The 25,965-nt window shown below is 53.2% G+C and carries 24 protein-coding genes; 6 read left to right on the top strand and 18 right to left on the bottom strand.

Annotation, left to right across the window (positions count from 1 at the left end):
• Positions 1 to 97: 97 nt before the first annotated feature.
• The 11 genes from nifB to F608_RS0121360 form a co-directional block, all read right to left on the bottom strand.
• The gene (gene nifB / locus F608_RS0121310) at positions 98 to 1,384 is read right to left on the bottom strand and encodes a nitrogenase cofactor biosynthesis protein NifB (RefSeq protein ID WP_022667730.1); all 1,287 of its coding nucleotides are present in this window, start codon (positions 1,382 to 1,384) and stop codon (positions 98 to 100) included.
• Between the two features lie 14 nt (positions 1,385 to 1,398).
• A complete protein-coding gene (locus F608_RS0121315; protein WP_022667731.1) occupies positions 1,399 to 2,793 on the bottom strand; it encodes a nitrogenase component 1 in 1,395 nt (464 codons plus the stop codon).
• Positions 2,790 to 4,151: a nitrogenase iron-molybdenum cofactor biosynthesis protein NifE gene (gene nifE / locus F608_RS0121320; protein WP_027362991.1), complete on the bottom strand. Its 1,362-nt coding sequence runs from the start codon at positions 4,149 to 4,151 to the stop codon at positions 2,790 to 2,792. Before nifE ends, F608_RS0121315 begins: the two co-directional genes overlap by 4 nt.
• A 168-nt stretch (positions 4,152 to 4,319) precedes the next feature.
• Positions 4,320 to 5,696, bottom strand: coding sequence for a nitrogenase component 1 (locus F608_RS0121325; protein ID WP_022667733.1), 1,377 nt, complete (start codon positions 5,694 to 5,696; stop codon positions 4,320 to 4,322).
• A 62-nt stretch (positions 5,697 to 5,758) separates the two neighbouring features.
• Entirely contained in the window at positions 5,759 to 7,405 is a 1,647-nt protein-coding gene (gene nifD, locus F608_RS0121330; protein ID WP_022667734.1) for a nitrogenase molybdenum-iron protein alpha chain, read from the bottom strand.
• 38 nt (positions 7,406 to 7,443) lie between these two features.
• A complete protein-coding gene (locus F608_RS0121335) occupies positions 7,444 to 7,824 on the bottom strand; it encodes a P-II family nitrogen regulator (protein ID WP_022667735.1) in 381 nt (126 codons plus the stop codon).
• Positions 7,821 to 8,174, bottom strand: coding sequence for a P-II family nitrogen regulator (locus tag F608_RS0121340; RefSeq protein ID WP_022667736.1), 354 nt, complete (start codon positions 8,172 to 8,174; stop codon positions 7,821 to 7,823). The genes F608_RS0121335 and F608_RS0121340 overlap by 4 nt, the downstream gene beginning before the upstream one ends.
• A 36-nt stretch (positions 8,175 to 8,210) precedes the next feature.
• A complete protein-coding gene (nifH, locus tag F608_RS0121345; protein ID WP_022667737.1) occupies positions 8,211 to 9,035 on the bottom strand; it encodes a nitrogenase iron protein in 825 nt (274 codons plus the stop codon).
• Positions 9,036 to 9,367: 332 nt separating this feature from the next.
• Positions 9,368 to 9,838 (bottom strand): GNAT family N-acetyltransferase, encoded by a 471-nt coding sequence (locus F608_RS0121350; protein WP_022667738.1) that lies wholly within the window; start codon positions 9,836 to 9,838, stop codon positions 9,368 to 9,370.
• 78 nt (positions 9,839 to 9,916) lie between these two features.
• The gene (locus F608_RS32900) at positions 9,917 to 10,789 is read right to left on the bottom strand and encodes a thioredoxin domain-containing protein (protein ID WP_022667739.1); all 873 of its coding nucleotides are present in this window, start codon (positions 10,787 to 10,789) and stop codon (positions 9,917 to 9,919) included.
• Positions 10,790 to 10,950: 161 nt separating this feature from the next.
• Positions 10,951 to 11,142 (bottom strand): hypothetical protein, encoded by a 192-nt coding sequence (locus F608_RS0121360; RefSeq protein WP_022667740.1) that lies wholly within the window; start codon positions 11,140 to 11,142, stop codon positions 10,951 to 10,953.
• 269 nt (positions 11,143 to 11,411) lie between these two features.
• On the opposite strand from F608_RS0121360, the gene F608_RS32905 reads away from it, so the two are divergent.
• The 4 genes from F608_RS32905 (at position 11,412) to F608_RS0121380 (ending at position 15,823) form a co-directional block, all read left to right on the top strand.
• Positions 11,412 to 12,284 (top strand): LysR substrate-binding domain-containing protein, encoded by an 873-nt coding sequence (locus F608_RS32905; protein WP_022667741.1) that lies wholly within the window; start codon positions 11,412 to 11,414, stop codon positions 12,282 to 12,284.
• 280 nt (positions 12,285 to 12,564) lie between these two features.
• Positions 12,565 to 13,410 carry an aminotransferase class IV gene (locus F608_RS0121370; protein ID WP_022667743.1) on the top strand — a complete coding sequence of 282 codons (846 nt, stop codon included), beginning with the start codon at positions 12,565 to 12,567 and terminating at the stop codon, positions 13,408 to 13,410.
• Positions 13,410 to 14,576: an alanine racemase gene (alr, locus tag F608_RS0121375; RefSeq protein WP_022667744.1), complete on the top strand. Its 1,167-nt coding sequence runs from the start codon at positions 13,410 to 13,412 to the stop codon at positions 14,574 to 14,576. The genes F608_RS0121370 and alr overlap by 1 nt, the downstream gene beginning before the upstream one ends.
• A 14-nt stretch (positions 14,577 to 14,590) precedes the next feature.
• Complete coding sequence (locus F608_RS0121380) at positions 14,591 to 15,823, top strand: CapA family protein (protein WP_022667745.1); 1,233 nt, start codon at positions 14,591 to 14,593, stop codon at positions 15,821 to 15,823.
• 19 nt (positions 15,824 to 15,842) lie between these two features.
• Here the strand turns inward: F608_RS0121380 and F608_RS32910 are convergent, their stop codons facing one another.
• Together F608_RS32910 and panB are read right to left on the bottom strand one after the other, a co-directional pair.
• Entirely contained in the window at positions 15,843 to 17,036 is a 1,194-nt protein-coding gene (locus F608_RS32910) for a pyridoxal phosphate-dependent aminotransferase (RefSeq protein ID WP_022667746.1), read from the bottom strand.
• Positions 17,037 to 17,082: 46 nt separating this feature from the next.
• Positions 17,083 to 17,922 carry a 3-methyl-2-oxobutanoate hydroxymethyltransferase gene (gene panB / locus F608_RS0121390; protein ID WP_022667747.1) on the bottom strand — a complete coding sequence of 280 codons (840 nt, stop codon included), beginning with the start codon at positions 17,920 to 17,922 and terminating at the stop codon, positions 17,083 to 17,085.
• 562 nt (positions 17,923 to 18,484) lie between these two features.
• Here panB and F608_RS0121400 point away from each other — a divergent pair.
• Positions 18,485 to 18,904, top strand: coding sequence for an acyl-CoA thioesterase (locus tag F608_RS0121400; protein ID WP_022667749.1), 420 nt, complete (start codon positions 18,485 to 18,487; stop codon positions 18,902 to 18,904).
• A 166-nt stretch (positions 18,905 to 19,070) separates the two neighbouring features.
• Here F608_RS0121400 and F608_RS0121410 read toward each other — a convergent pair whose 3' ends face one another.
• From F608_RS0121410 to F608_RS35215, 4 genes are all read right to left on the bottom strand, one after another.
• A complete protein-coding gene (locus F608_RS0121410) occupies positions 19,071 to 19,676 on the bottom strand; it encodes a hypothetical protein (RefSeq protein WP_022667752.1) in 606 nt (201 codons plus the stop codon).
• Complete coding sequence (locus F608_RS0121415) at positions 19,676 to 20,884, bottom strand: (Fe-S)-binding protein (protein WP_022667753.1); 1,209 nt, start codon at positions 20,882 to 20,884, stop codon at positions 19,676 to 19,678. Before F608_RS0121415 ends, F608_RS0121410 begins: the two co-directional genes overlap by 1 nt.
• Before the next feature lie 20 nt (positions 20,885 to 20,904).
• The gene (locus F608_RS0121420) at positions 20,905 to 23,382 is read right to left on the bottom strand and encodes an FAD-dependent oxidoreductase (RefSeq protein ID WP_022667754.1); all 2,478 of its coding nucleotides are present in this window, start codon (positions 23,380 to 23,382) and stop codon (positions 20,905 to 20,907) included.
• Between the two features lie 121 nt (positions 23,383 to 23,503).
• Complete coding sequence (locus F608_RS35215) at positions 23,504 to 24,418, bottom strand: rhomboid family intramembrane serine protease (protein ID WP_051148616.1); 915 nt, start codon at positions 24,416 to 24,418, stop codon at positions 23,504 to 23,506.
• A 106-nt stretch (positions 24,419 to 24,524) separates the two neighbouring features.
• Between F608_RS35215 and F608_RS0121430 the strand changes: the two genes are divergently transcribed.
• The gene (locus tag F608_RS0121430) at positions 24,525 to 25,328 is read left to right on the top strand and encodes a fumarylacetoacetate hydrolase family protein (protein WP_022667757.1); all 804 of its coding nucleotides are present in this window, start codon (positions 24,525 to 24,527) and stop codon (positions 25,326 to 25,328) included.
• Positions 25,329 to 25,416: 88 nt separating this feature from the next.
• Here F608_RS0121430 and F608_RS32920 read toward each other — a convergent pair whose 3' ends face one another.
• Complete coding sequence (locus F608_RS32920; protein ID WP_022667758.1) at positions 25,417 to 25,911, bottom strand: Spy/CpxP family protein refolding chaperone; 495 nt, start codon at positions 25,909 to 25,911, stop codon at positions 25,417 to 25,419.
• Between the last annotated feature and the right edge of the window lie 54 nt (positions 25,912 to 25,965).

The following is a 25,965-nucleotide window of genomic DNA, read 5'->3' on the forward strand; positions in this document are numbered from 1 at the left end:
TTCAATCGTTATAAGTTTTCAGATAGCAGATTCAAAACAGGCAACCGCCGTTTTTTCCTGACAGCTTTCAACTTTAGCCTTTTGACTTTCAGCTTCTTTACATACATCCCATACCCGATCCCTGGCAGGTTGCTCCGCAGTCGGTCCTTTCCCTGACCTTGAGGTGGCTGATGCTGGTCTTGTTTTTGATATGGGTCAGGACTTCGGTGATCAGGCCGTTGACTTCCAGGACCCGGACTCCCCCGCGGGTTAAAATGGTCTTGGGGGCTTGCCCGATGCCGGAAACCAGGAGCACTCCGCAGTCCTTTATGATTTCGGCAACCTGCATCCACCGGATATTCCGCCCCCCGGGTTCCGGTAAAGAGCGTTTGTCCACCATCACGGGGACGTCGAGACCCAGGTCGTAGATATTCAGATGGGTGGCCTCTCCCAAATGCTGGTTGACCAGAACCCCTTCCCGGGTGGCCACAGCGGCAAGGCGGGGCTTTTCAACAACCGGCTCGGGAGCTTCCTTTTTAGGTTCATCCTCTTTGATCATGGCCTGGGCAATCATGTTGCCCATGAGGTCTGTGTCTTCTTTCTCACCCAGTTTTCCAACGGCATCTGCCCGGCACCTGGCACAGTGAAGCATCTGGGGAAGATGGGCCCCGGTTTTTTTTCGGATGGCCTGGATCATCTTTTTGGAAGGCTCTTCCAGGTCGGCCAGGTTGGAGCCCTGGCTGGGATAATAGGCAATGCAATTGTGAAGATCTGCCTTGAGACCGGCCATCTTTTTTGCAATGGCCTCGGCATGGTGATCATTTATCCCGGGCAGGATAATGGTGTTGATCTTAACGATGATTCCCCTTTCCTTGAGGCCCTGAACCGCTTCCAGCTGTTTTTCAAGGAGAATCTCGGCCCCTTTTCTCGGGCCCACGGAGCGTTTCCCGGTCCTGACCCAGGAATATACCTTTTCCCCGATTTCAGGGTCCACGGCATTGACGGTGATGGTCACATGGCTGACCTTCAGACGCTTGATCTCGTCCAGATACGGGAAAATATTGAGCCCGTTGGTGGAAAGGCAGAGGATCATCTCCGGGTATTTTTCCCGGACCAGGGAAAGGGTGGCCAGGGTCTGGTCCGGATTGGCAAAGGGATCACCCGGGCCGGCAATGCCGACCACGGCAATATCTCTTTTTTGTTTAAATACCTCTTCCAGATAGTTCATGGCCTGGAAGGGTTTTAAGATGGTGGAGGTGACGCCGGGCCGGGTTTCGTTAACGCAGTCAAATTTTCGGTTGCAGAAGTTGCACTGGATATTACACCGGGGTGCCACGGGCAGATGGACGCGGCCGAATGATTTACAGGCGCCGGGATTAAAACAGGGGTGGTTTTCAAGGTTCATGAATCAATCCTTTACTAGAGATAGGAGTATCCAATGGATGAGTTGTCCTGACGGGCATGCAGGAGTGAGTTGACAATGGTATCAAAAAGCTGCTGGGCTCCTTTGTAGCCGATGTGCAGAATTCTTGAGCCGCCCATGCGGTCATGGATGGGAAATCCAAGCCGGACCAGGGGAGTTCCCATTCTCCTGGCCATGGCATACCCCTTGGAGTTGCCCAGGATAAGGTCGGGGTTGAGGGTTTTTGCCCTTTCTTCTATCTCCTCAAAATCCATGTTGTCCTGGATATTTACCTGGTCCAGAATATTGGGAGGCAGAATCTTTTGTAAGGCCTCTTCAAGGAGTCCGCTTCTTCCTCCGGATGCACAGAGCACCGGGATGATCCCGATCTCCCCCAGGAATCCGGCCATGGCCGCCACAAAATCCTCTTCCCCGTAGATCACGGCTTTCTTTTTGGAAACGTACTTGTTTCCGTCCACATAGGAATCCACCAGGCGCCATCTCTGTCTCAGGTATTTTTCGGGCATGGGCTTTCCGGTTGCCGCCTCAAGTTCCTGGAAAAAGAGGTCGGTCGCCTTGACACCGACTGGGATGCCCATGCGGGTCAGGGGGATCTTGAACCGGTTCTCAAGGAGGGCTCCGGCGCTCCCCTTGCCCGGTTCAATGGTCCGGGGAAAGGTGGTGCCGAATTCCATGCTTTTGACGGCCAGATGCATTTTTTCTATTTTTTCAATGGGGGTTCCTCCTTCCTGGATGGGCTGGTACTCCTCCCAGGAAGGACCTTCCAGCCTGTCCGAGACATCGGGCAGGATCACGCAATGGGTCTTGATATCGTCAAAGATTTCCTTGAGATGGCGGATATCTTCGTTGGAGAGCATCCCCGGAAAAAGGTTGATGGTCTTCTTTTTTTTGGGTCTATAGGCGATTTTTACATCTTTGGGGTTGAACCGGTCCACCACCGCTCTAACCGCCTGGTGGAATCCGTCAATATGGGTGCCGGAATAACTGGGTGTGGATACATGGACCAGGGCGGTCCGGCCGATCTTTTTGTCCATTCCGTCCAGAATCATGTCCACGTCATCCCCGATGGTTTCGCTCAGGCAGGTGGTGGCGATTCCGATCATGGAAGGGGCGTATTGGCGGGCCACATTTTCGATGGCCAGTTTTAAATTGGCTCCGCCTCCGAAAATGGCGGTCTCCTCGGTGAAATTGGAAGAGGCAATGTCCACGGGCTCCTTATAATGGCTGATCAGATACCGCCTCATATAGGTGGAGCAGCCCTGGGACCCGTGGAGCAGGGGGACAGCACCTTCAATTCCCTGGAAGGCCAGGGCCGCACCCAGAGGGGTGCACATTTTGCAGGCATTGGTCGTGGCGGTATAGGCCGGGATTTCTTTGGATTTTGTTTTCATCGTACTTTCCTCCCCGCCCGTCTGGGAACCAGGTCCCAGACCGGACTGGTAACGGTCTGGTGGACTTCCTCGGCAAAGTTTTTCATGCCGGCAAATCCGGCCAGGGGGATTTTTCTTTCATGGTTGTGATCGCAGAACCCAATGCCCATCTTATAGGCAATGGGACGTTCCTTGACCCCGCCGATAAAGAGGTCTGCATCCTTTTCCAGGATATACTTGGCAAGTTCTATGGGGTTGGCGTCATCCAGGATGACGGTGCCGTCACTGCACATCTCCCTGAGGATCTTATAATCTTCTTTGGTGCCGGTCTGGGACCCGGCCAGGACCACCTCCATGCCCAGATGCTTCAGCGCCTTGATCAGGGAAAAAGCCTTGAATGCGCCGCCCACGTAAATGGCCGCTTTTTTGCCTTCCAGGTCTTTTCTCTTTTTCACCAGGTCGGGCATGATGTCATAGGTCTCCCGGAACACCAGTTCCTTGGTCTTCTGGAGGATATTTGGATCCTCTTTGAAGAATTCCGCCACCTGATACAGGGCCTCTGCCGTATCTTCAATGCCGAAATAAGAGACCCGGATATAGGGGATGCCGTACTCTTTTTCCATCCACTGGGCCAGATGGGTCATGGCGCCGGAACACTGGACCACGTTGAGACAGGCGGACGCCGCGGTTTTTACCTCGTCCACCCGGCCGTCCCCGGTAAAGACCGACACCACATTGACTCCCATGGCCTTGTAATAGTCCCGGATGATCCAGGTCTCTCCCCCGATGTTGAATTCCCCCAGAATATTGATGCTCCTGGGGATTTTTTCGGGGGCGGGGGTTCTTGAGATCAGTTCGCTTAAGGCATCGCAGGCTGCCTTGTATCCGTCCTTTTTGGTCCCTTTGAACCCCTCGGAATGAACCGGGAGCACAGGGATGTTTTTAAGGGCCTCCACCTTTTTGCATACGGCATCCACATCGTCACCGATGATCCCGATGATGCAGGTGCAATAGACAAATGCCGCCTTGGGAGAGTGCTTGTCAATGAGTTCGCACAGGGCTTTTTCCAGCTTTTTCTCCCCTCCGTAGATGATATCGGTCTCGGACAGATCCGTGGAAAAGCTCATCCGGTGAAGCTCGGGGCCCGAGGACAGGGCCCCCCGGATGTCCCAGGTGTAGGAGGCGCATCCAATGGGGCCGTGGATCAGGTGAAGGGCATCTGCAATGGGATAGAGTACCACCCTGGAACCGCAGAACACGCAGGCCCTCTGGCTTACCGACCCGGCCAGGCTCTTCTTTTCACAGGTGATGTCAAAATCGTCTTTTCCCTTGCGGAAGATCTGATTTTTTCTTTCTTTTAATACACTCAGGCTTTCCATGATGTCTCTTTCAAGTTTTTTTTCGTGGTGTTTCAATATTGAGCGTTTGGATGAAAATTTGTCCATATCTAAGGCGCAAGGGAATTTAAAACCGGAGTGTACTGGCAGTACATGGGGATTTTAAATTTCTGCAGCAACGCAGCAGATGGGTGGATTTTCGTTCAAACACTACATGACCAGTTCAAAGCTCTCCTCTGGCGCATCCCTGTCCTGGCGTTCCAGGAGCACATCCAGCATCTTTTCCAGGAGCCGGATTCCGCCCTTGTAACAGGTGGTGGGAAAATAGGAGTGACCCACCCGGTCCAGAATGGGAAATCCGTACCGGACAAAGGGAAGATCCTCATCCCTGGCAATGTACTTGCCGTAGGTGTTGGCCAGGAGCAGGTCCACAGGCTCGTTCTTGATCCACTGGTGGAGGAGGTACATGTCGCCGCCGGCCTTTACATTGACCTTGCAATCAAGGCCGGCCGTAATTTCGTTGATCCTGCGTTCAAAACTCTTTCCCGGGGTGCCCGTGACAATGTGGCAGGGCTTCATGTCCAGGGAGACCAGGAACTCGGTCAGGGGGATGAGATGGTCGGGGTCCCCGACCAGGGCTACCTTTTTTCCGTAAAAATACTGGTGCATGTCCGTGATCACATCAATGAGCTGCCCCCGTTCCGTGTTGACGGTTTCGGGAACACTGACTCCGGCAACGGTTCTCAGGGCGTCAATGAACCGGTCCGTGGCCAGAAGCCCTATGGGCAGGTCAAGAACCTGACAGGGAACCCGGTGCAGGCTGTCCAGGGCCCGGACCGCGTCGGCAGATGCCAGTTCTCCCAGGGCGATGCTTCCCAGGCTGTCGGCCGAGCTTTTCAGCTCATCTGTGGTGACCCCGCCGGAAGGAAACATCTTGTACTTTCCGGTCTGGGGGCCGTTGAGTACATTTGAGGTATCCGGCCACATGATGGGCTTGATACCCAGTTCCATTACCATCCGCTTGATTTCCGCCATGTCCGAGGGCTCAACATATCCGGGGACGATGTTGAAGCATCCGTTGGATTCTCCGGTTTTTTCCGCAAACTGAATGGCCATGGACTTGGCCATGGTGGCAAAACCGGTGACATGGGAGCCCACATAGGAGGGAGTCGAGGCATGGATGACCCGCTTTCCCGGGGGGATCTTTCCGTCGGCCAGGGCCTTGTTGACAATCTGACTGACATCGTCTCCGATGGTCTCGGAAAGGCAGGTGGTATGGACGGCGATCACATCCGGGTCATAGGCATTGAATATGGTATCAATGGCCTGGATCAGATTGGCCTGTCCCCCGAAAACGGAAGAACCTTCCGTAAAGGAACTGGTGGCCGCCATGACCGGCTCCCGGAAATGGCGGGTCAGGGCGGATCTGTGATAGGCGCAGCATCCCTGGGAGCCGTGGCTGTGGGGCAGGCAGTTGTGAACGCCTAAGGCCGCGTACATGGCCCCGATGGGCTGGCAGGTCTTTGCCGGATTCACCGTCAGGGCTTTTCTTATCTTTATATCTTTATTGGTGTGTCTGAGCAGCATGTGTTTCTTTCTCCAAATTAAACTGATAATCTAAAATCCGATTTCCAAAATCCAAGATCCCCTTATTCCCAGACAAATTTTGCCGACAGTTCGGGATTTTTCTGCCAGGGGGGTTGAAAGAAATTCCAGATCTGGGAATTGACCATTCTGTCAATTTCTTTGTAAAAGTTCATTGCGCCATTGAACCCGGCATAAGGGCCTCCGGAATCATAGGAATGGAGCTGCTTCATGGGGATCCCGCTTTTCTGGATGGCATATTTTTCCTTGATCCCGGCGCAGTAGATATCGGGCTTGTAGATTTCCAGAAGCTTTTCGGTTTCAAACTGGCTCACATCGTCAATAACCAGGGCATTCTGATCCATTTCCGGCATCATTCCCTTGTAATCTTTAAAGGTCAGGCCCTCTTTTTCAAGGTTTTCCATCTGGGCATCGGTTTTCCTGGGATTGTATTTTTCCTCGTCTTTGTTCACTTCGATTTCTTCAATATTTCTGGAATCCGCGTCGATCTTGATATCCGGAATGACCTTTCGGCCTTCGTAGTCGTCCCTGTGGGCAAACTCATATCCGGCAGACACAATTTTCATGCCGATCTCCTTGAACAGCTCCTGGTAGTGATGGGCCCGGGAGCCTCCCACAAAGAGCATGGCCAGTTTGCCTTCACAGCGGGACTTTACCTCTTCCCTGACCGCCTCAACCCCGGGAAGTTCTTCTTCAATCACCTCTTCCACCCGTTTGGTGAGCTTGGGATCTTCAAAGTACTGGGCGATTTTCCTCAGGGATTTTGCCGTGGCTTTGGCGCCGATGAAATTGATTTTTATCCAGGGAATGCCGTATTTGATTTCCAGCATGTCGGCCACATAGTTGATGGACCTGTGACACATGACCGCATTCAGGTCAGCGGTATGGGAGTTGGCAAACTGATCATAGGTGGAGTTGCCGGAAAAAGTAGATACAACTCCGATGCCGCATTTGTTCAGGATCCGGTCAATTTCAAATCCGTCGCCCCCGATATTGTACTCTCCCAGCAGGTTGATCTTGTACTCCGCCTCCATGATATCGTCGTTTTTACCCACCACATGTTTGAAGATTCCGTTGTTGGCGATGTGATGGCCGGCGGACTGGCTCACTCCCCGGTATCCTTCACAGGAGAAACCAAAGATGTTGATCCCTAGTTTTTCCTTCATCTCCCTGGCCACGGAATGGACATCATCTCCGATGAGTCCGACGGGGCAGGTGGAGAAAATGGAAATGGCCTTGGGTTTAAAGTTGTCATAGGCTTCCTGGATGGCTGCCTTCAGCTTTTTCTCCCCTCCGAAGACAATATCTTCATCCTGCATGTCCGTGGAAAAGCAATAGGTCATGAAATTGTCTTCCTGGTCGCCGGTGGTCCGGGTCTGGTTCCTTCGGGTCAGCCAGGAGTAGAACCCGCATCCGATGGGACCGTGGGTGATGTTGACAATGTCCCGGGTGGGACCGAGGATCACCCCTTTACACCCGGCATAGGTACAGCCCCTCTGGGTGATGATGCCGGGAACGGTTCTGACATTGGCACCTATGGGGGCCACGTTTCCCTCTTCGTCGATTCTATTGATCTGGATCTGCTTGGAGCGTTTTCTGGCCACCTTGGCCGGATACTTTTCCAGAAGTTCCTTTTTTACTTCAGCCGGATCAATGGCCGGTCCGATATCGTCTAATATTTCTACACTCATATCTATATACTCACCTTGTCTTGTTTAGATTCATCCGGTTAGAACTCGTCCAGAACCGTATCTCCCTTTTGGGAAGTCCGGACCGAAATGGCTTCCGCGGTCGGCATGACCCAGATCACCCCATCTCCTGATTTTCCGGTTTGGTTCACATCGATCAGGGTTTTTACGGTTTTTTTGACCAGTTTGTCCGGAACCACGATGAAGATGATCCGCTTGGGGATGAGCCGGCTGGTCTGACCCAGCTGGGCAATGGCCTCTTCATATCCCTGTTCGGCCCCCTTGAGCAGGTTCATGTCCACAAGGCCCTTTCCCCTGCCAAGGGCTTCCAGGGCGGTCATGGATGAGACCCCGGCCTCAATCAGGGCTTTTTTTGTTTTATTGATCATGCTCATGCGGATGACCGCCATTACCTCTTTCATGCCGTCACCTCTTCAGCCTCTTCCGGTTCCCTGATTCCCGAGCTGATGGTATAGGTCTCTTCCACGGGACTGACAAAGATCTTACCGTCTCCGAATGCCCCCTTTTCCCCGCTTTTCGCCGTGGTCATGATGGTCTTGAGGGCAAAGTCCTTGGCTTTCTCATCAATGACCGTAATCAGCATTTCCTTGGGGATTTCATCGTAGGTGATCTCCCCGATCTTGATTCCCCGCTGCTTTCCGCGGCCGGCAACACTGATCCTTGTTACGGCGGGAAACCCCGCCTCCATGAGGGCGGCCATGACGGCGTTGGTCTTTTCCGGTCTGATAATGGATTTGATCATTATTTTCATTGATAAATATTTCCTTTGGTTTTCTAAGTTTTTTATTTAAGCGGCGATTCCATAGTCAATGAGCAGGGATTCCAGTTCTTCAATGGCAATGGGTGTGGGGATGACAAAGTTCTCATTGGCATCTATTTTTTTGGACAGAGCCCTGTACTCGTCTGCCTGGGGATGGTCCGGTGCAAAATCAATGACTGTTTTTCTGTGGATTTCCGCCTGCTGGACCATGTTTTCCCTGGGAATGAAATGGAGCATCTGGGTGCCCAGTTTTTTGGCCAGGACTTCAATCATCTCCTGTTCGTTCTCCACTGCCCTGGAGTTGCAGATGAGTCCGCCCAGGCGGACCCCGCCGGAATTGGCGAACTTCACGATTCCCTTGCAGATGTTGTTGGCCGCATACATGGCCATCATTTCACCGGATACGACGATGTAGATCTCCTGGGCCTTCCCCTCACGGATGGGCATGGCAAAACCGCCGCAGACCACATCCCCCAGAACATCGTAGAACACGTAATCCAGGTTCTGATCCTCGGAATAGGCCCCCAGCTGTTCCAGCAGATTGATGGAGGTGATAATCCCCCTGCCGGCACAGCCTACGCCCGGTTCCGGACCGCCGGATTCCGTGCACAGGGTTCCGCCGTATCCAACCTTTCTGACATCGTCCAGGAGAACGTCTTCGCCTTCTTCCCTCAGGGTGTCCAGAACGGTTTTCTGGGCAAGGCCGTTGAGAAGGAGTCTTGTGGAGTCTGCCTTGGGATCGCATCCAACAACCATGATATTTTTTCCTGCTTCCACCAGGCCGGCAACTGTATTCTGGGTTGTGGTTGATTTTCCAATGCCGCCTTTTCCGTAGATGGCTATTTTTCTCATTTCTTTTTCCTTTAATTTAAGGTTTTGTTTTAAACGACCATTGTCGTGTTTCGTGAAAACCTAATAGAGCAATAGGTGTTCCAAAAAGGATGGGCTAGGGGAAAAACTTTGTAAGGTATTGTTCAAAAAGGAAATATTTTTTAGGAAAGAGAGAAAGGTTTTGTTTAAATCGTGCAGAATAGTTTGTATCTAAGAATAAAAATACATATTTGTTTTTTACATAATTCAAATATGTAATATTTATGAGGTGTCAGAGGGTGTTTTTTATGGAATATTGAAAAGCAAACGCCGGGCTTGTTCCATCAAAACCGGAGTGTTTTCATGATTCTTGATTATTCATTCCCAATGGTTTTGGTCATACAGATCAGGTTTGTGGAATCCCACTTCCGGTCGGTATAAAATTGCAGGGCCGGCCGGTTGTCCTTGTCTGCAAGAAGCCAGAGATGCTCTATCCCGTGTTCCCGGCTCCAGGAATAGGCAGCGTTTATCAGATTTTTGCCGACACCTTTTCCCCTGTGCTCAAGGTCCACAACCAGGTCCTCCATAATTCCGCAGATTTTTCCCCTGGCCGTTGAGATCCGTGTCTGAACCGAAACCATGCCGATGACCCGGCCTCTGTCACAGGCCGCCAGGATGGTCCGGTGTTTTCCGCACCCGTCCAGCATCAGGGCAAGGCCCCTTGCCTGGAGGTCTGCATCAAACAGAAAATCCTCTTCAATGGAAAAGAGCTGTTCCAATAAGTTTACAAGAAAGGGAATGTCATCGGGGGTGGCGTTTCTGATTTCCAGGGAAGTTTCTTTCATCTTTGTCCTCTTTTAAAAAATAAATCATCCCGGGTTTCAGGATTTTAATAGTAAGGGGATCATATCGACTCTTTTGTTTTATTCTTTCACGGGAGGGGGGGCTTCCGGCGCACAGCCCTCACCGGGACTGGATGTCTGTTCATGGGCGGCCAGGCCCAGCCGGATTCTCACCTCTGTGATATTACTGCCCTCCACCACCCATGACCCGTCCTGGGCCACCACCATTGGGACAAAGCCAATGCCGGCGGATTGAAACAGGGCTCTTGTCTTTTGGATTCTATCCCGGGCCTTCTCACATGAGATCAGGTCTTCCTGCCCGGTCATGGCCCTGTAGTCCCCATAGGAATAACCGCTGCAGATGGTATGGGCAACTATTTTCTCACTTTCAGGACCGAGCAGGGGATGGAAAATGACCTTGAGAGCCAGATCGGCCTCAAAGACAGCTGTTTCAAGCTCGGGTAGAAGGGCCTTGCAATGGGCGCAGTTCGGGTCGGTGATCACATAGATCGCTCCTGTGGATCCGGCCGGCTGAAGCGATATCGATACAAGGGAAGAAAGGGTGTCTATATTGTTTTTCAGAAAGGTTTTCCGTTCTTCAGCCGCCAGGGCCTTTTTTTCTTCAGCCTCCTGCCTTACCCGGTTCGCCACATGGGAGAGGGAGGTCAATGTGTCCCGGGTCAGGTCTTTTTGCTGCCTGAGCATCTGGCCTGCCACAATAAAATCTTTTCCGGCGTATACCGGCACCAGACGGCCTTCCATGGCCAGAACCACTTCGCAGATTCCTCCCCGGTCCTTTTTAAATACAATTTCAGCATCCGGCGTCAGGGGGGCCTGGGAAGAGATCCAGGCCAGGTCAACCCAGCTGCATGGCGGCCCTGCCCAGGCCCGGGGCAGGATCCATAAAAGCATCCATATGCCGGCCATTATCCTTATTGTTCTTTGGATTTTCATCTGATCACCCTTATTTATACTCAGGCTTCCATAAAAATGCCCTTGTTTCTACCATACTATTCCTCCGGGATTCAAGGATATCCGGTCTGTTCTCCCGAAGTTGCATCAATTGACACTATACAGGATATCGCCTAGTAAAAAAGGGCCGGTTGAACCGGGGATCAGAACAATAATTCCAGGAGGCATGAGACGGCCGCGCCCATGCCGATAATGGATAAAATAATTTTATATGCCCTGTACCGGGGCCGGGCCGGTTTCCAGTACACTGCTTTTTTCCGGTGTCTGCCTGTCCATGCTTCATGTTCCTTATGCTGTATTTTGCCCAATTCAAAATTTGTCATGGGATCATTCATGATCAACCTCCTCTATTTTCCAGTTTTTTTAAATCTAACAACAGCCCGTTACACCAGCGTCTACGGCATCGTTAATTGAACATCTTTTTTAGCCGTCAAATCCTTTTTTCAATAAATTTTCATTGATCCGCGGTTCGGAAGATAAGTGGCGGCTTTAGCGGAGTTTTTTATTTAGGGTTTGATTTTGGATTGAAAGTACTATAAGTATTTCGAATAAAAAAATGAAATATAATGATCAAAATGATTAGAATTCTAGATGGTATAACCCCATGCACATTCCCATAGACCTTTTACACACCTTTATGGTGGTGGCTGAAACAAGGAATTTCACCAAGGCCGGCAAACATATCCACCGATCCCAATCGGCCGTCAGCATGCAGATCAAGCGGTTGACTGAAATCGTGGGCAAACCCCTGATCGAGATGGAAGGAAAACAGATCTATCTCAGCCCCATGGGGGAACTGGTCTTGGAACATGCCCGAAAAATATTGAAAGCTCATGATGCCGCCATGACGGCCATTCATCACTCAGAGCTGAAAGGACGGGTGAGATTGGGCGCCCCTGAAGATTATTGCTCCCTCTATGTCCCGCAGATCCTGGCCGGTTTTGCCCTGGATTACCCGGATATCCGCGTGGACGTAATCTGCCGGCCAAGCGCAGATCTGTACAGGGATTTGCTTCAGGAAAAACTGGATCTGGCCATCTGTACGGCTTTGGACATTGACGGGGAGAAAATCTTTCAGGAACCTGTTGTATGGGTAGTGGGAAATAATCCGGCTGTCCTGGAACAGGATTCACTGCCACTGGCGGTTTACAGCCATAATTGCCTCTACCGGAAGTGGGCAACCCAGGCATTGGATAAAATCTGCAGACCCTTCCACGTGGCCTATATGAGCCCAAGTATCTCCGGCATTCTGGCTGCTGTAAGGTCCGGTCTTGCAATCGCACCCATGGGATTGAGCGTGGCCGGACAAGATACCCGGGTCGTGGGGCCTGAATATGGGTTTCCGGCTCTGCCGGTGGCGGATGTCTGTCTGCACGGAATTGGAGATTCAAAAAATCCGTTGGTGAATAATCTGGCAACCCATGTACGGGAGTCTTTTTATGCACGGAAAAAGAGAGGAGCCGGCCTGCCGGCCTGATGCTGATCCCACTCCGGGAAACCGGATACCAGGGATAAGCCGATTTTATGCAAGAAACATATCTTAAATGGATTTCAGTATGGCCATTTCAATGAAGAATACGGCAAGCCGGGGATTACCGGAGCAATTCCCCTTCCTGCGAAGTACATTGAAACGGGCTCAATTTTTACCAATGCTTGAAATTTTTATTTGAAATGGATAATAGTATCCTGGCGGCTTGGGAGGCCCGGGAAGGACAGGGCCGATTCGAATTTATCAAGAGAATAAAGGCGGTAGAAAATTGGACATATATTATGTGGACGGTGAGTTTGTAAGGGCCGAAGATGCCCGGGTGCCGGCCGGCGACCTGGTTGTTCTGCGGGGATTCGGGGTATTCGACTTCATGATCACCTATAACCGGCGGCCCTTTCACCTGGAAGATCATGTGGATCGTCTTGGGAACTCCGCCCGGGAAATCGGCTTGAAAATCAACAAGAGCCATGAAGAAATCTGCGGGATCGTCAGGGAAACCCTGGAAAAGAATGCCCACCATGAAGAGTCCTTTGTCCGGCTTCTCCATACCGGAGGGGTGAGCGATGACGGGGTCACCCCCCGGGACAACGGGATCTTCATGGTCATGGTTACGCCGAGACGAACCATGGAGGCGGGTTTTTATGAAAAGGGAGCCTCCATAATCACCGTTGACATGGCCCGGTTCAAACCCACGGCCAAGAGCACAAATTATCTGTCCGCCGTATTTGCCCTCCAGGAAGCCCGGAAATCCGGGGCCGTGGAGGCCGTATATGTGGACAGGGATCACCAGGTATCCGAAGGCACCACCTCCAATATCTTCGGGGTTAAGTCAGATACCCTTGTCACCCCCGATAAGGGTCTTCTTCCCGGGATTACCCGGAAAGTGGTTCTGGATCTGATCAAGGATGAGTTTGAACTGGAACTCCGGCAGGTGGCCCTGCCGGAATTAATGGAAATGGACGAGGTCTTTCTGGCCTCCTCCAACAAGGAAGTCATGCCCGTGGTCAAGGTGGATGACCAGACCATCGGAACGGGCCTGCCCGGTAAAGTTACAAAAAAGGTCATGGCCCTTTTCAGGGAATATACAAAAGCATACGGAGAGGGAAAAGTCTGATGAGGGAGGAGAGTGCCGGAGCGCTCCTGCCCCAGACCCGGGTCCATGTCGACCGGGACGCCCTTGCCTTTAATGTCCGGGCCTTGAAGAAGAGATGCGGGGAGGGAGTTGCCCTCATGGCCGTGGTCAAAGCCAATGCCTACGGCCACGGGGCGGTTGAAACGGCAAAAACCGTCCTGGCCGCCGGGGCCTCTTTCCTGGCCGTGGCAAGGATCTCCGAGGCCGTGGAACTGAGAATAGCCGGTATTGAGGCCCCGATTCTTCTCTTCGGAGACATCCTGCCGGACCAGGCCAGGTATGCGGCCGCAAACAATATCCGCATTACCCTGGTATCCCTGGACACGGCAAAGGAAATCTCCCGGGCCCTTAAGGGGACGGGCTGCCGGGCCAGGGTTCACATCAAGGTGGACACGGGCATGGGCCGCCTGGGATTTGTTCCGGGTCCGGATGGGGGCCCGGATGACCTGGTGGAAGAAATTTGGGCCATGGGTGAACTAAAGGAACTGGAAATCGAGGGGATTTACACCCATCTGGCCAGTGCAGATACCGGGGATAAGGCCCATGCCCTGGAACAGATTCACCTCTTCTCCCGGATCCGGGAAGCCCTTTCAAAAAGGGGGCTTGGCCCTTTGATTGCCCATGCGGCCAACAGCGCGGCGGTCATTGATATGGTCGAGGCCCATTTTGATATGATCCGGCCGGGCATTTCCCTTTACGGGCTGTGGCCCTCCCCGGAGGTCAACCGGGATATTGTGGACTTAAAGCCGGTCATGTCCATAACCTCAAGGATCATCCAGTTGAAAAAGGTTCCCCGGGGATTCGGGATCAGCTACGGGTCCACCCATGTCACGGAAAAACCCACCCAGATCGCCACGGTACCCATTGGATATGCAGACGGGTACAGCCGGCTTCTTTCCTCCAGAGGCTCAATGCTGGTGAGGGGGATAAAGGCCCCTGTGGTGGGCCGGGTCTGCATGGACTTCACCATGATCGATGTGGGACATATCCCCGGGGTCAGGCCCGGGGACGAGGTGGTTGTCCTGGGAGAGCAGGGAAAAGAGTCTGTTACTGCCGATGAGATTGCCGGCCTGATGCAGACCATCAACTATGAGGTGGTGACCGGGTTCAGCAGGCGGATTCCCATTGAGTATGGAAGGGAAAAATAAAAAGGAAGAAAGGTTTGGCACCTGCAAACGAATTTGATTTTGACCGGGGTCTATGGGCAAGGCCCTCTGGAGACCCGGGGATGAAGCTTTGTATCGCCGGGGACTGGGCGCCGGTCAGGGCCTTTGCCAGGATCCTGGAGGATGATCCTGAAAAGATCTATGGGGATCTTTTACCGGGAATCCGGTCGGCCGACCTGTCCGTTGTCAATCTGAATGCGCCTTTGAGTGCATCGGGGCAGGCGGCAATTAAAAGCGGTCCGGTGTTCAAGGGAAAGAAAAAACATGCCCAGGCTTTGAAGGCAGTTCCCTTTACTGCAGCTACCCTGGCCAACGGCCATGTAATGGATTACGGCCCCAGGGCCTTTGATGAAACCCTGAAGGCCCTGGATCAGGCCGGAATCAGACGGACCGGGGCCGGCCGGGACCTGACCGAGGCCGCCGCACCCCTGGTGCTGGAGAAAAACTGCCTGAAGATCGGGATTGTCAACTTCAGTGAGGCCGAGGATCTTACCGAAGCCGGGCCGGATAAGCCGGGTGTTGCCGGCTGGGACCTGGACGGGGCCGAGCGCCGGATACAAAGGCTTAAGGGAAAGGTCAACTGCATTCTGGCCATTGCCCATTGCGGCATTGAGTATATCCCCTTTCCCCCGCCTTACGTGAACCAGGCCTTTGAGCGCATGGCCGATGCCGGGGCCGACATTGTCATCGGCCACCATCCCCAGGTGCCCCAGGGCGTCAGATTTTACAACAAGATTCCCCTTTTTTTCAGCCTGGGGAACTTTGTTTTTTTCCAGCCCACGGATCTGAAGTTCAGGAAACTGGGCTATACCCTGGATATCGGGTTGGATAAAGAGGGATTGGCTTCCGTCGCGGTGAAGCCCTACGCCATCGGGGATACGGGCCTTGAACTGCTGAAGGAAAAGGCAAAAGAGACTTTTTTCCGCAGTTTCCGGGAGATCTCCCTTCCCCTTCAGAGCCGGGCAACCCTGGAGCAGGCCTGGCATGCCTTTCTCTGTTATTACGGGAAAAAGGGATTTTTAAATGAAATCGAGACCATCATCATCCGGATCAAAACCCGGCCCCGGAAAGGGGCGGCCATGATGAGGAACCGGCTGACCTCCCCCCGGCACCGTCACCACTGGAAGGACATGATGACCGGAATCATGGAGGGAAGCCTCAAAGATCCCTCGGAATGGGCCGAAAGAATCATCAAGCAGTATTACACCGATACCGGGCATCTCCATTAATCCATTCAAACAGTCTTGATCATGCAATTTCCTTCCGGACCGGATCGGCCGGTGAGAACACGGTTTTGAGTTTTTCAATGGCCTGGTCGATGATTGCAGGTTCCGTGGCATAGGAGAAACGGAGATATCCCTCTCCGGCGGCTCCGAAAGCGGTTCCCGGGACCGTGGCCACCCCGGCCTTTTTCAGGATATATTCGGTGCACTCCTGGCTGGTCATGCCCGTGCCCCTGATATTGGCAAAGGCATAAAAGGCGCCCCTGGGCATCCGGCAGGAGAATCCCGGCACCCGGTTGAGACCCTTGACCATATGTTCCCGTTTCATGGCAAACCGGTCCATCATCTCTCCGATGAACCCCTGGTCCCCGGTCAGTGCCTCCACACCGGCCCACTGGGTGAATGAGGCGGTGCAGGATACGGCAGAGACCAGATAGTCCCTGAGTCTTTCGGCCATTTTTACCGGTACGACCATATATCCCAGGCGCCATCCGGTCATGACATAGCACTTGGAAAATCCGTCCAGAAGAACCGATCTTTCCAGGGCCCTGTCAAAGACAGTGATACTGGGGGCCTGGATCCGGTTATAGGTCATCTTGGAGTAAACTTCGTCGGAGAGGATGTAAATGTCGTGGGCTTTGGCCAAATCGGCAATGGCCTTAAGTTCATCCTCTGTCATCACCGAGCCTGTAGGATTCTGGGGAGAGTTGATGACAATGAGCTTGGTCCTGGGAGTGATTCTTTTTTCAACATCCTCCGGTGCCATGCGGAATTCGTTTTCCTCCCTCAGGGGGACCGGCACGGGAACGGCGCCCACCATGGCCGTCACCGACCCGTAGGTGGGGTATCCGGGGTCCGGAAAGATCACCTCATCCCCGGGGTCGATAATGGAAAGCATGGAAAAAAAGATGCCGGGTTTGAGGCCCGGGGTGATCACCACCTGGTCGAGAAGGGGGCGAAACCCCCGGGTCTTTTCGATTTCATCTGCCACAGCCCTGCGGAGCGGGTCCAGGCCCAGGGAAGGGACGTACTTGGTCTTTTTTTCCCGGATGGCCCGTATTGCCGCTTCTGCGATAGGGTCCGGGGTGTCCATGTCCGGCTCTCCGATTTCAAAGTGCAGGATCTTTCTTCCCTGCTGTTCCATCTGCTGGGCCCTTGACAGGACTTCAAAGGCGGCCTCTCCGTATATGCGGTTGGCGCCAAGGCTTAATTCAGGCATGGGTGTACTCCTTTTAAGCGGGGTTTTTCGGGACAATAAATTCTGATCAGATCTTATCCATGAACTTTGAAAATTCGCCTTCAACCATCTTGTAGGTATGAATTTCTTCGGGAAACCGTCCCTGTCGAACGTCGTCGGCATATGCCTTGAAAGCCTTTTGAATTTCAGATCCCAGGTCGGCATACTTTTTCACAAACTTGGGGGTAAAGGCCTGGAAAATTCCCAGGACATCGCTGGAGATCATGAGCTGGCCGTCGGCATCCATGCCTGCACCGATGCTGTATACCGGTATGGAAAGCTCATCCCGGATCACCTTGCAGACTTCCGGGGGGACCGCCTCCACCAGCAGGGCAAAGGCTCCGGCCTCCTCAATGGCTTTGGCATCTTCCAGCAGTGCCCTGGCCGTTTCTGCCGTTCTTCCCTGGGCTTTGAATCCGCCCAGCTGCCCGGAACTCTGGGGGGTCAGGCCGATATGGCCCATGACCAGCATTCCGCCGTCGCAGATGGCCCTGATCTGGGGAATGACCCGCATCCCGCCTTCCAGCTTGATGGCGTCCACCCCGGCTTCCTTGTGGAACCGGCCGGCATTGCGTACGGCCTCTTCCACACTGACCTGGTAGGATAAAAAGGGCATGTCCCCGATAATAAAGGTCTGGGCAGCCGCCCGCCGGACCGCCTCGCAATGGCAGATGCACTGGTCCATGGTCACGGGAACGGTTCCCTCATATCCGTAGATGCACATGCCCAGAGAGTCCCCCACCAGAATCATGTCCATGCCGGCCTGTTCGGCAAACATGGCCGTTGCGTAATCATAGGCCGTGATCCAGACGGCTTTTTCCCCGGCATCTTTTTTTTTCTGCAGGTCAAATCTCGACTTTTTTTTCATTTTATTTCTCCTCTAATCCTTCCCGTTTTTATCCCGGTCCGGGAAGGATCTGCCGCTCCCAGGCGGCAGGGCCATGTTGTCCCGGATCGGAATCAAAGGCTTAATGTATCAATACCATAAAATTGATATATTAAACTCGATTATTAGCACATCTTATCGTAAAATCAAGTACAAATTATATTAAATCCATAAATTGATATATTTTTTTAAGAAATATAGATAATTTTATAGGAATTTAAGCCAGAACGAAAAAACAAGCCAATGAAGACCGCCTGGAGAGAGCAACGCCCGGAGGTCGGACATTTTTTTTAAACAAGGACTATCTTGGTCATTCCAAAGGTTTTGACATGGTCTGGGAACCGGAAAATTCTGCCATCATCCAAGAAGAAGGTGAGAAGGATTCTCCCTGATAAAATGAACTGAAAGCATTCCACCACAACCCTAACGGAATAAAAACGACAGACCCGGTCCAATCCCTGGATAAAATTTGATTTGGATGATAAGATTCCGGTTCGTTTTGACAATTCCAGGAAATCAGATCAAATGGATTGGAGTGATATAGATGGATCCGGAAATCAAAATCAGAGGATATCATACAGACCTGTACGGCCACGTGAACAATGCCCGCTATCTTGAATTTTTAGAAGAGGGCCGGTGGCAGGTTCTTGAGGACTCCATGGATTTAAAAGATTTCATGGGCAGGGGGTTTTTGTTCTTTGTGGTCAATATCAATATTTCATACCTGAGCCAGGCATGGGTCAATAATTTGGTTTCGGTCCGGTCCGGCCTGGGGAAAATTGGAAATAAAAGTGCGGTGATCCGACAGCAGGTCCTAAACAAGACAACCGGGAAAATATGTGCATCTGCCGATGTCACCTTTGTGATTTCAGACTCCGGAGGCAAAGCCCTGAAGCTGGAAGGAGAACTTTTGGAGATTTTGAGACAGGTTCCTGACTTTGAAGATGGGGCTGCCGGGGAATAAGGCCTTTATTGAAAAACATTCCCATGCATCCTTCAGCCACGGTATGTGTCCGGAATGCCGGGAAAAATTATACGCGGCCAGAAATGGTATGACAAGCGGAAAAAGTCTGACCAAAAATCCGTATAAATTGGGGGGCTGACGCCGGGAACAAAAGACCCGGTGTCAGTCAGTTTTTTTGTCCCATCCATTGATTCAATCGATGGGTCCAGGTCAGATAGAGGGGCCTGGAAAAATTTTCAGATTCCCGGTTCATGAACCCATGGAGACCTGATTCTTCCCTTATGCAGGACACCCCGGGGATGACGGCCAGTTCTTTCATCAGCTCTGCTACATCAAAACCGGGCTCTGATTCCGGGAAGATCAGATCCATGGGAAAGGCCGGGCAGATCTCCCTGTGATCCCGGATCCGGGACCCGTAAAAACAAAAGGCCCGTTGAATCCCGTTGAAACCGGAGTCTGCCGATATCTGCCAGATCGCTGTCGCTCCGATGCTGAATCCCGCCAGGACCACTGCCCGGTTCTCTATTTTCGGAGATTTAAGATAAGCCTTGATCTTTTTGGCATAGGCCGGGATGTCCGTGGTCTGGGTAAAGTACTCATAGGCCCTGGCCTCGTTGGTGAATTCCCGGTCATGGGGGGACAGAATATGAATTCGGTCCGCTTTCAGCCGGGCGGCCAGCCGGTCCAGAGCCGGGGTGTGTCCGAAAATGTCCGATGCAATAAGAATATCCATAAAAGAAGGAGGGGGCGGGTTTGCGCCCCCTTTTTCCATCAGAGAACCAGGGATTCCGAGGCAATGGCCGCCACGGTATCCACCTTCATCTCCAGTTTATAGTGTTTGGAAAGTTCCCCGAGCTGGCGATGGCAGGACAGGCAGGGTGCGGCAATGTGTTTGAGGCCCGTGGCCTTCATCTGGTCGGCCTTGGGCTTGCCCGAGATCATCCTCTTTTTGGTGGTGGTGGAATCCTGGAGCAGGCCGCCTCCTCCCCCGCAGCAGATGCCGTCCTTCCGGTTGGGAACCAGTTCCTTTACCCCTTTACAGCAGAGAGCCAGCAGTTCCCTGGGGGCCTCGTACCCGTTTGATTTCCGGGCGATATTGCAGGGGTCGTGGTAGGCGATTTCATAGGGGTGGACTTCGGGGTCAAACTTGAGAACCCCCTTTTTTGCATATTCCAGGCAGAGTTCGGGAATGCTCATCACCTTGAATCCGGGCTTTCTGCCGATGATTTCCTCCAATAAATATTTCAGCACATGGTATCCGTGGCCGCATTCGCTCAAAACAAGGGTCTCAATCCCCAGTTTTTCAGCCGGCTCCACCACCATCATGGCCATTTCCCGGGTGATGTCGTCCTTGCCCACGAAGTATCCCCAATTGGTCACGTCGGTGTGAAAGGCCGACAGGGTCCAGGTTTCCTTCATGGCGTAGAAGAGCTTTCCCATGGCGGTCAGGTGAAGGAGGTTGATGCCCAGTTCCCGGGGGTTGGGCAGGTAGAGAAATTTTGATCCGGCAACGTCATGGGGGATCTCGGCTTGGTCGTCATCCACATCGTCCACAAACTCTTCCGAGACCCATTCCACGGTCTCCACAAACTCTTCCTTGGTCAGTCCGTTGACATCCCCCAGCTCCAGCTTGTTCTTGATTCCGGTCTTGATGTCCTCCGGGATCTGGCCGTCGGCTGCGGCAAGGCTCCGGGCCTTTCTCACCACCACGTCCATCTGGATTCCCATGGGGCACTCCTGGGTGCACCGATTGCATACCAGACAGTCCCAGAGCATGCCCGAGTCGATCAGGGCCTGATCCAACCCCAGGGCCGCCATGCGGACGATCTGCCTGGGAAGGGGGCCCTCTTCCCCTTCAAACCAGGTACACCGGGAACTGCAGGCACTGCAGGTCAGACATTCCAGGCTGTTGTCCCCCAAAGATAAATTGTTGAGCAGCCGGCTCAGCTCGGATTCCATATTGATTTTTACACAATCCATGATTCATGTCCCTTTGGTCTTTAAATATCAGAAATGATGCGGGAAAATTTTTGGGTTTCATTGGCGGCCACAGGCTCCCAGGCCACCTTTTCCGGAGATATCCCGGGAAACTTTAAAACCCTTTCAACGCCTTCCAGGGCCGCGGCCGTCCCCTCCATGGACCGGCAGTTTTCCCCATGGCATCCGCTGACAATGACCCGTTCCGCACCGTTGATCAATGTCTTCAGGATCAGTTCCGGACTGATCCGGCAGGCACAGGGAAGGGAAATCAACCGGATGTGATCCGGCAGATCAAGGGGGGCTGCCGCTAGGACCGAAGAACGTTCACAGGCCAGGACAACCACAGGTCCTTTCAAGTCTTTCCGGGATTTTCCCTGGCCGGCCAGGCCGTCGGTGCTGAACTCCTGGGATTCAATGGCGCATGCCGGACAGGAGGCAACGCAGAGATGACAGGAAAAACAGGCATCCGGGACGATCACGGGCCTGGATTTTTCATTGAGGACAATGGCCCCGTGGGGACAGATCCTGTAACAGGTCAGACACTTGGCGCATTTTTTCTCGTTGATTGTTACCCCTGAATCTTTTAGGGGCAGGGTGAAATCATCGGTTTCAAGGATGGATAGAATATCTTTGATCTCTGTTTCCAGATCCCGGCCGTCTGCTTCGTCATGGCAGGATCCGCAGTAAAAGATCCCCTTTCTGGGGCTTTGGGTGATCCTGTGGCGGACATTCGGGGACTGGAGAAAGCCCTCCCGGTCGGTTCCGTCATTTAACAGGGCTGCCAGGGCTTCAAATCCCGGGGCCGCCTTAATGGAAGGGGGAAGAACCAGGTCTGCGCTTCCCAGATCCAGGCCCAGGCCGGGCAGGGTGGCTTCCCTGAGTTGAATGGAAAATCCTTTTTCCCCCGGGGTAAGGGTCAGATCCTCAGGTGTGTTGTACCGGAAAAATCGGATTCCCTGTTTTCTGGCCCGGTCGTAGAGCTGCTGGCCCGTGGGGGAGTGAACCAGCATATTGTTCATGATGACAAAGACGGTTTTCCCGGCTTCCCCGGCCGCCAGGGCAGAGGTCAGGGCCTTCCTGGCCTCGGTCTTGAATTCAGGCCCGAAATAGTCCAGGAGGATGGCGGCCCGGTCCGGCAGTTCATCCGGCCCCATCCCGGAGAAATTCTCCAGGTCCAGGGCCTTGGAAAACCCTTTCTGAAGTCTGTTGCCCTGTCTTAAAGGCTCTGGCGCGGCGATGATGGCCGCGCAGGAAAGCTCCTTTTTTTTCCCGTTTTCGTCGTAAAGGATATTGAAGTTTCCGGCGGTTCCGCCAAGGGAAAGGATCCGGGCCTTGTCTTTGAGATCGATCCCGTCATGGGCCTGGGCTTTTGCCCTGCCAAAACAGACCACCTTATATCCCCGGTCTGCAGCGGTCCGGGCCGCGGTTCCGGCCTGGGGGCCGTTCCCGGTGATCACAATCCTCATGTTTTTCGGCCGGGTCATCCCCAGGTCCTTAAGAACCCTTGCCCCGGCCAGGAAGCCTTCCTGGCGGGATCCCAGAATATCCTTGGGACCGGCCGCGCATCCAGCCACATAGACGTCTTTCTGGAGGCCGGCCTCTTTTGTATTGAAAAAACCCCAGGAATTTGGATTGAGGTCGAGAAACCCGGCCGTTTCATCGAGGTGTTCCGAGGGTTCCATGCCCACGGAAAGAACCACCAGATCAAACTCCCTTTTTACCCTTGCCCGGCTCTTTGGATCTTCCAGAATCATGGACAGGGTTTTGGTTTCCGGGTTTTCCAGAATCTCAGCCGGAACCCCCTGGACCAGATCCACCTTACCGGAAAGGGCTTTGGCCATGACCCGGGTTTCCTTGCCGATGATCTGGAGGTCCATGTAAAACAGGGAGATCCCGGCATCGGGCACCAGAGCAAGCAGTTTATGGGCATGGCGCATGGAGATCTTGCAGCAGACCTGGGAGCAATAATCATTTTCAAGTTCCCGGTTCCGGGAACCCACGCATTGGATAAAGGCGATCCTGGGTGCCGGGTTTTCTTTGAAAAGGTCTTCCAGGCGCTCCTCCCGGATCAGGGTGTTGAGCCGGGCCGTGGTGACCACATGGGAAGGGGTGCCGGGCTGAAGCGAGGGAAGCCCGGCCGGATCAAAGGGGGAGAACCCTGTGGCCATGACGATTTTATCCGCTCGGATGGATTCCCCTGAGGTCAGGACGGCGGTAAACCCTTTCTCCGCCCGGGTCAGGCTCTGGATTCTATTGCCCAAAAAAAGTTTGATATTGTCCTGGCCAAGGGTCTGGTCCACCATTTCAATGCTCAGACAGGCCCCGCAGTTGGCGCAGGTATCCGTGGCCATGCAGGCCCAGTCTGCGGCGTGGCCTCCAAGGGTGGTGCGCTCTTCAACGAGAAGGATCCGGACATTCTTGCGGTCAAGGGTGCGGGCCGCTGCCATACCGGCTACGCCGCCGCCGATGATCAGAATCACGGAAGAAGGATCATTCATATTTTCCTCCAATTAGAATTCGAATTTCGCACTCAGGAGCATGGAGAACAGGTGCATAGTAAAATGTCTTATCATAAACCCTGGATAAATCAAAAGATTTTTCCCGTTGAAAAAGAGTCGGTCACCAGGGTCCCGGTTCAGCGGCCAGGCCCGAAAGGATCGCAGAAACCAGGATAAGAATGGAGATGCCCAGGAATACCGGCTCCTTGAGTCTGTGTTCAAAGGTCCGGTGAAAGGGGAAAAAGAAAATCCCCAGGCCCAGGCCCGTGATAAAGCCGAAGAGGTGGGCGGAGACATCTGTGTTCTCCCCGTGGCTGAACATGGCCACCAGGGTGGCACAGGCAAAAAAGGGAACCAGACGGTTCCAGATCCGGGTCCCGGCTCGTTCTGTCCCGGAACCGGCTTTTTTCCGGGTCATCTGAAAGGCGGCAAGGCACCCGGCTGCCCCCATGATGGCGGTGGATGCCCCTATGGACAGCCGGGCATTGCCCTGGAACCAGGCATTGATCAGGTTGCCCCCGGTGCCGGCAAAAAGAAGCAGAAAAGGTCCGGTGCCATATCCGGAAAGGCTGATCAGGGGAGCGCCGAAGATGAGAAGACCTCCCAGGTTCCCGAGAAGATGCCGGGCATCGGCATGGAGAAACAGGGAGGTTACGGCTCTGAAGGTCTCTCCCTGGAGGATGTACAGGGCGGAAGAACCGAATTCCAATACCAGGGTGTGGTGAATCTTGTGAATCTCCCCCATGACATGGATGAGAATGAGCAGACCCATGATGACAAAGGCGGTGGGGGAGTAAAAAGAGGAGACCCTGAAGATCGGGTCCAAGCCCGGAGTCCGGGTCAGGCAATTTTCCATGAAATATTGGTTCACATGGAAAAGAGCCTGGGAGGTCTGGTCCAGGGGGACAAAGAGGTCCAGATCCTGATCTTCCGGCCCGGGACAAGGCCGGATCATGGGAGTGATTCCCTGGGATGCCAGGACCAGCAGGATGATGTCGGCCTTTTCCCGGGCCAGGCCTGTAAATAATTTTACCATGGCTTCCAAAAGGGTTGGGAGCAAAGAGAAGGCTTTTTACTTGCTCCGGATTTTAATCGTTAGTATAACCCGGATATAATATCCAAAGATAAGGAGAAAAGAAAGCATGAAGATCATTCGATTTCTGACATCTGAGAACGTCGTTTGCCTGGGATGCGGGTATGACGGAACCACGGCAATGGAGCTGGAAGGCAGCATTTACGAGGATGTCCGGGAAACCGGCCAAAGAATCAAGGTTGAGAAATTGCTGGCCCCGGTTGATCCCAGGGCCATCATCGGCATCGGCCTGAACTATAAGCTCCATGCCAAGGAGACCGGGGTTCCCCTGCCCGAACATCCTGTGGTATTCATGAAAAATCCGGGAGCCGCCGCAGCCCATGAAGATCCCATTGTTATCCCCGGGGTCTGTGCGGATAAGCCGGAAGTGGATTATGAAGCGGAACTGGCCGTGATCATCGGCAGGGACGTAAAAAATGTCTCTCCGGAAAATGCCCTGGAGTCTGTCCTTGGATATACCTGCGCCAATGACGTATCTGCCAGAAGATGGCAGAAGCACGGGGGGGCCGGCCAATGGGTCAGGGGCAAGAGCTTTGACGGATTCTGTCCATTCGGCCCTGTGCTTTTTACCCGGGACGAGATCAAAGATCCCCAGGATTTGGGGGTTCAATGTGTCCTCAACGGGGAGACCATGCAGGACAGCCGCACCAATGACATGATCTTTTCCGTGGCCGAAATCATAGCCTATCTGTCCCAGTCCACAACCCTTAAGGCAGGCACTCTGGTCCTGACCGGCACACCCGAAGGCGTCGGGTTTACCCGGAAACCCCCGGTCTATCTTAAACCGGGCGATGTGGTGGAAATCAAACTGGAGGGAATGGACACCCTTAGAAACAAGGTTGTATCAGAATAGGCAGGGGACTTTAAAAATCGGCCGGGAGAGCCGGGTTAATACCCCGGCCCTCCCGGATAATCAGCAGGGCAATTGAACTGCTGAGGTTTTATTCAGGGGTTTGCGTATCCGGAAGCCTGGGGCAGTCACCAAATCCGAGCCCCCCTTTTCCGCCGTGTCTGCCGTACCCGCCATGGCCCATTCCAAAGCCCATGGCCATTCGTAATTCAGGGGCGATCGTCTTGGCGGCCAGTTGGAAGTCAATTCTTTTTTCACCGAGTTCCTTTCTCAAATCGGCAAGTTGGGCAGATAAGTCCAGAAGCCTGTCCCTGTCGGGCTGGGAGGTTTCCATCATCATCCGCATCTCATTTCTGATGCTGGCCATGGAAGCCCTTTGCTCATAGGTGTCGTCAATAAACTGCTGGCGAAGGGCCTTGAGCTGGGCCTGCTGATCCTGGGTAAGATCCTGCCAGGCAGAGTCCATATATCGGGGACAATCCCCTCCCATGCGAGCCCGGCCCTTGCCGTGCCCCCAGGAAAACGCATTGGTTGTCATTAAAGCGATTGCCGCAATTGAGATGATGAGCATCATTGATTTTTTCATGTGTAGGTCTCCTGATCTAAAGTTTAATCTTGTTGGTTTTTTGGGTTGCGATGA

The organism is Desulfospira joergensenii DSM 10085 (genome assembly GCF_000420085.1).
In the GTDB taxonomy this organism is placed as follows: Bacteria; Desulfobacterota; Desulfobacteria; order Desulfobacterales; family Desulfobacteraceae; genus Desulfospira; species Desulfospira joergensenii.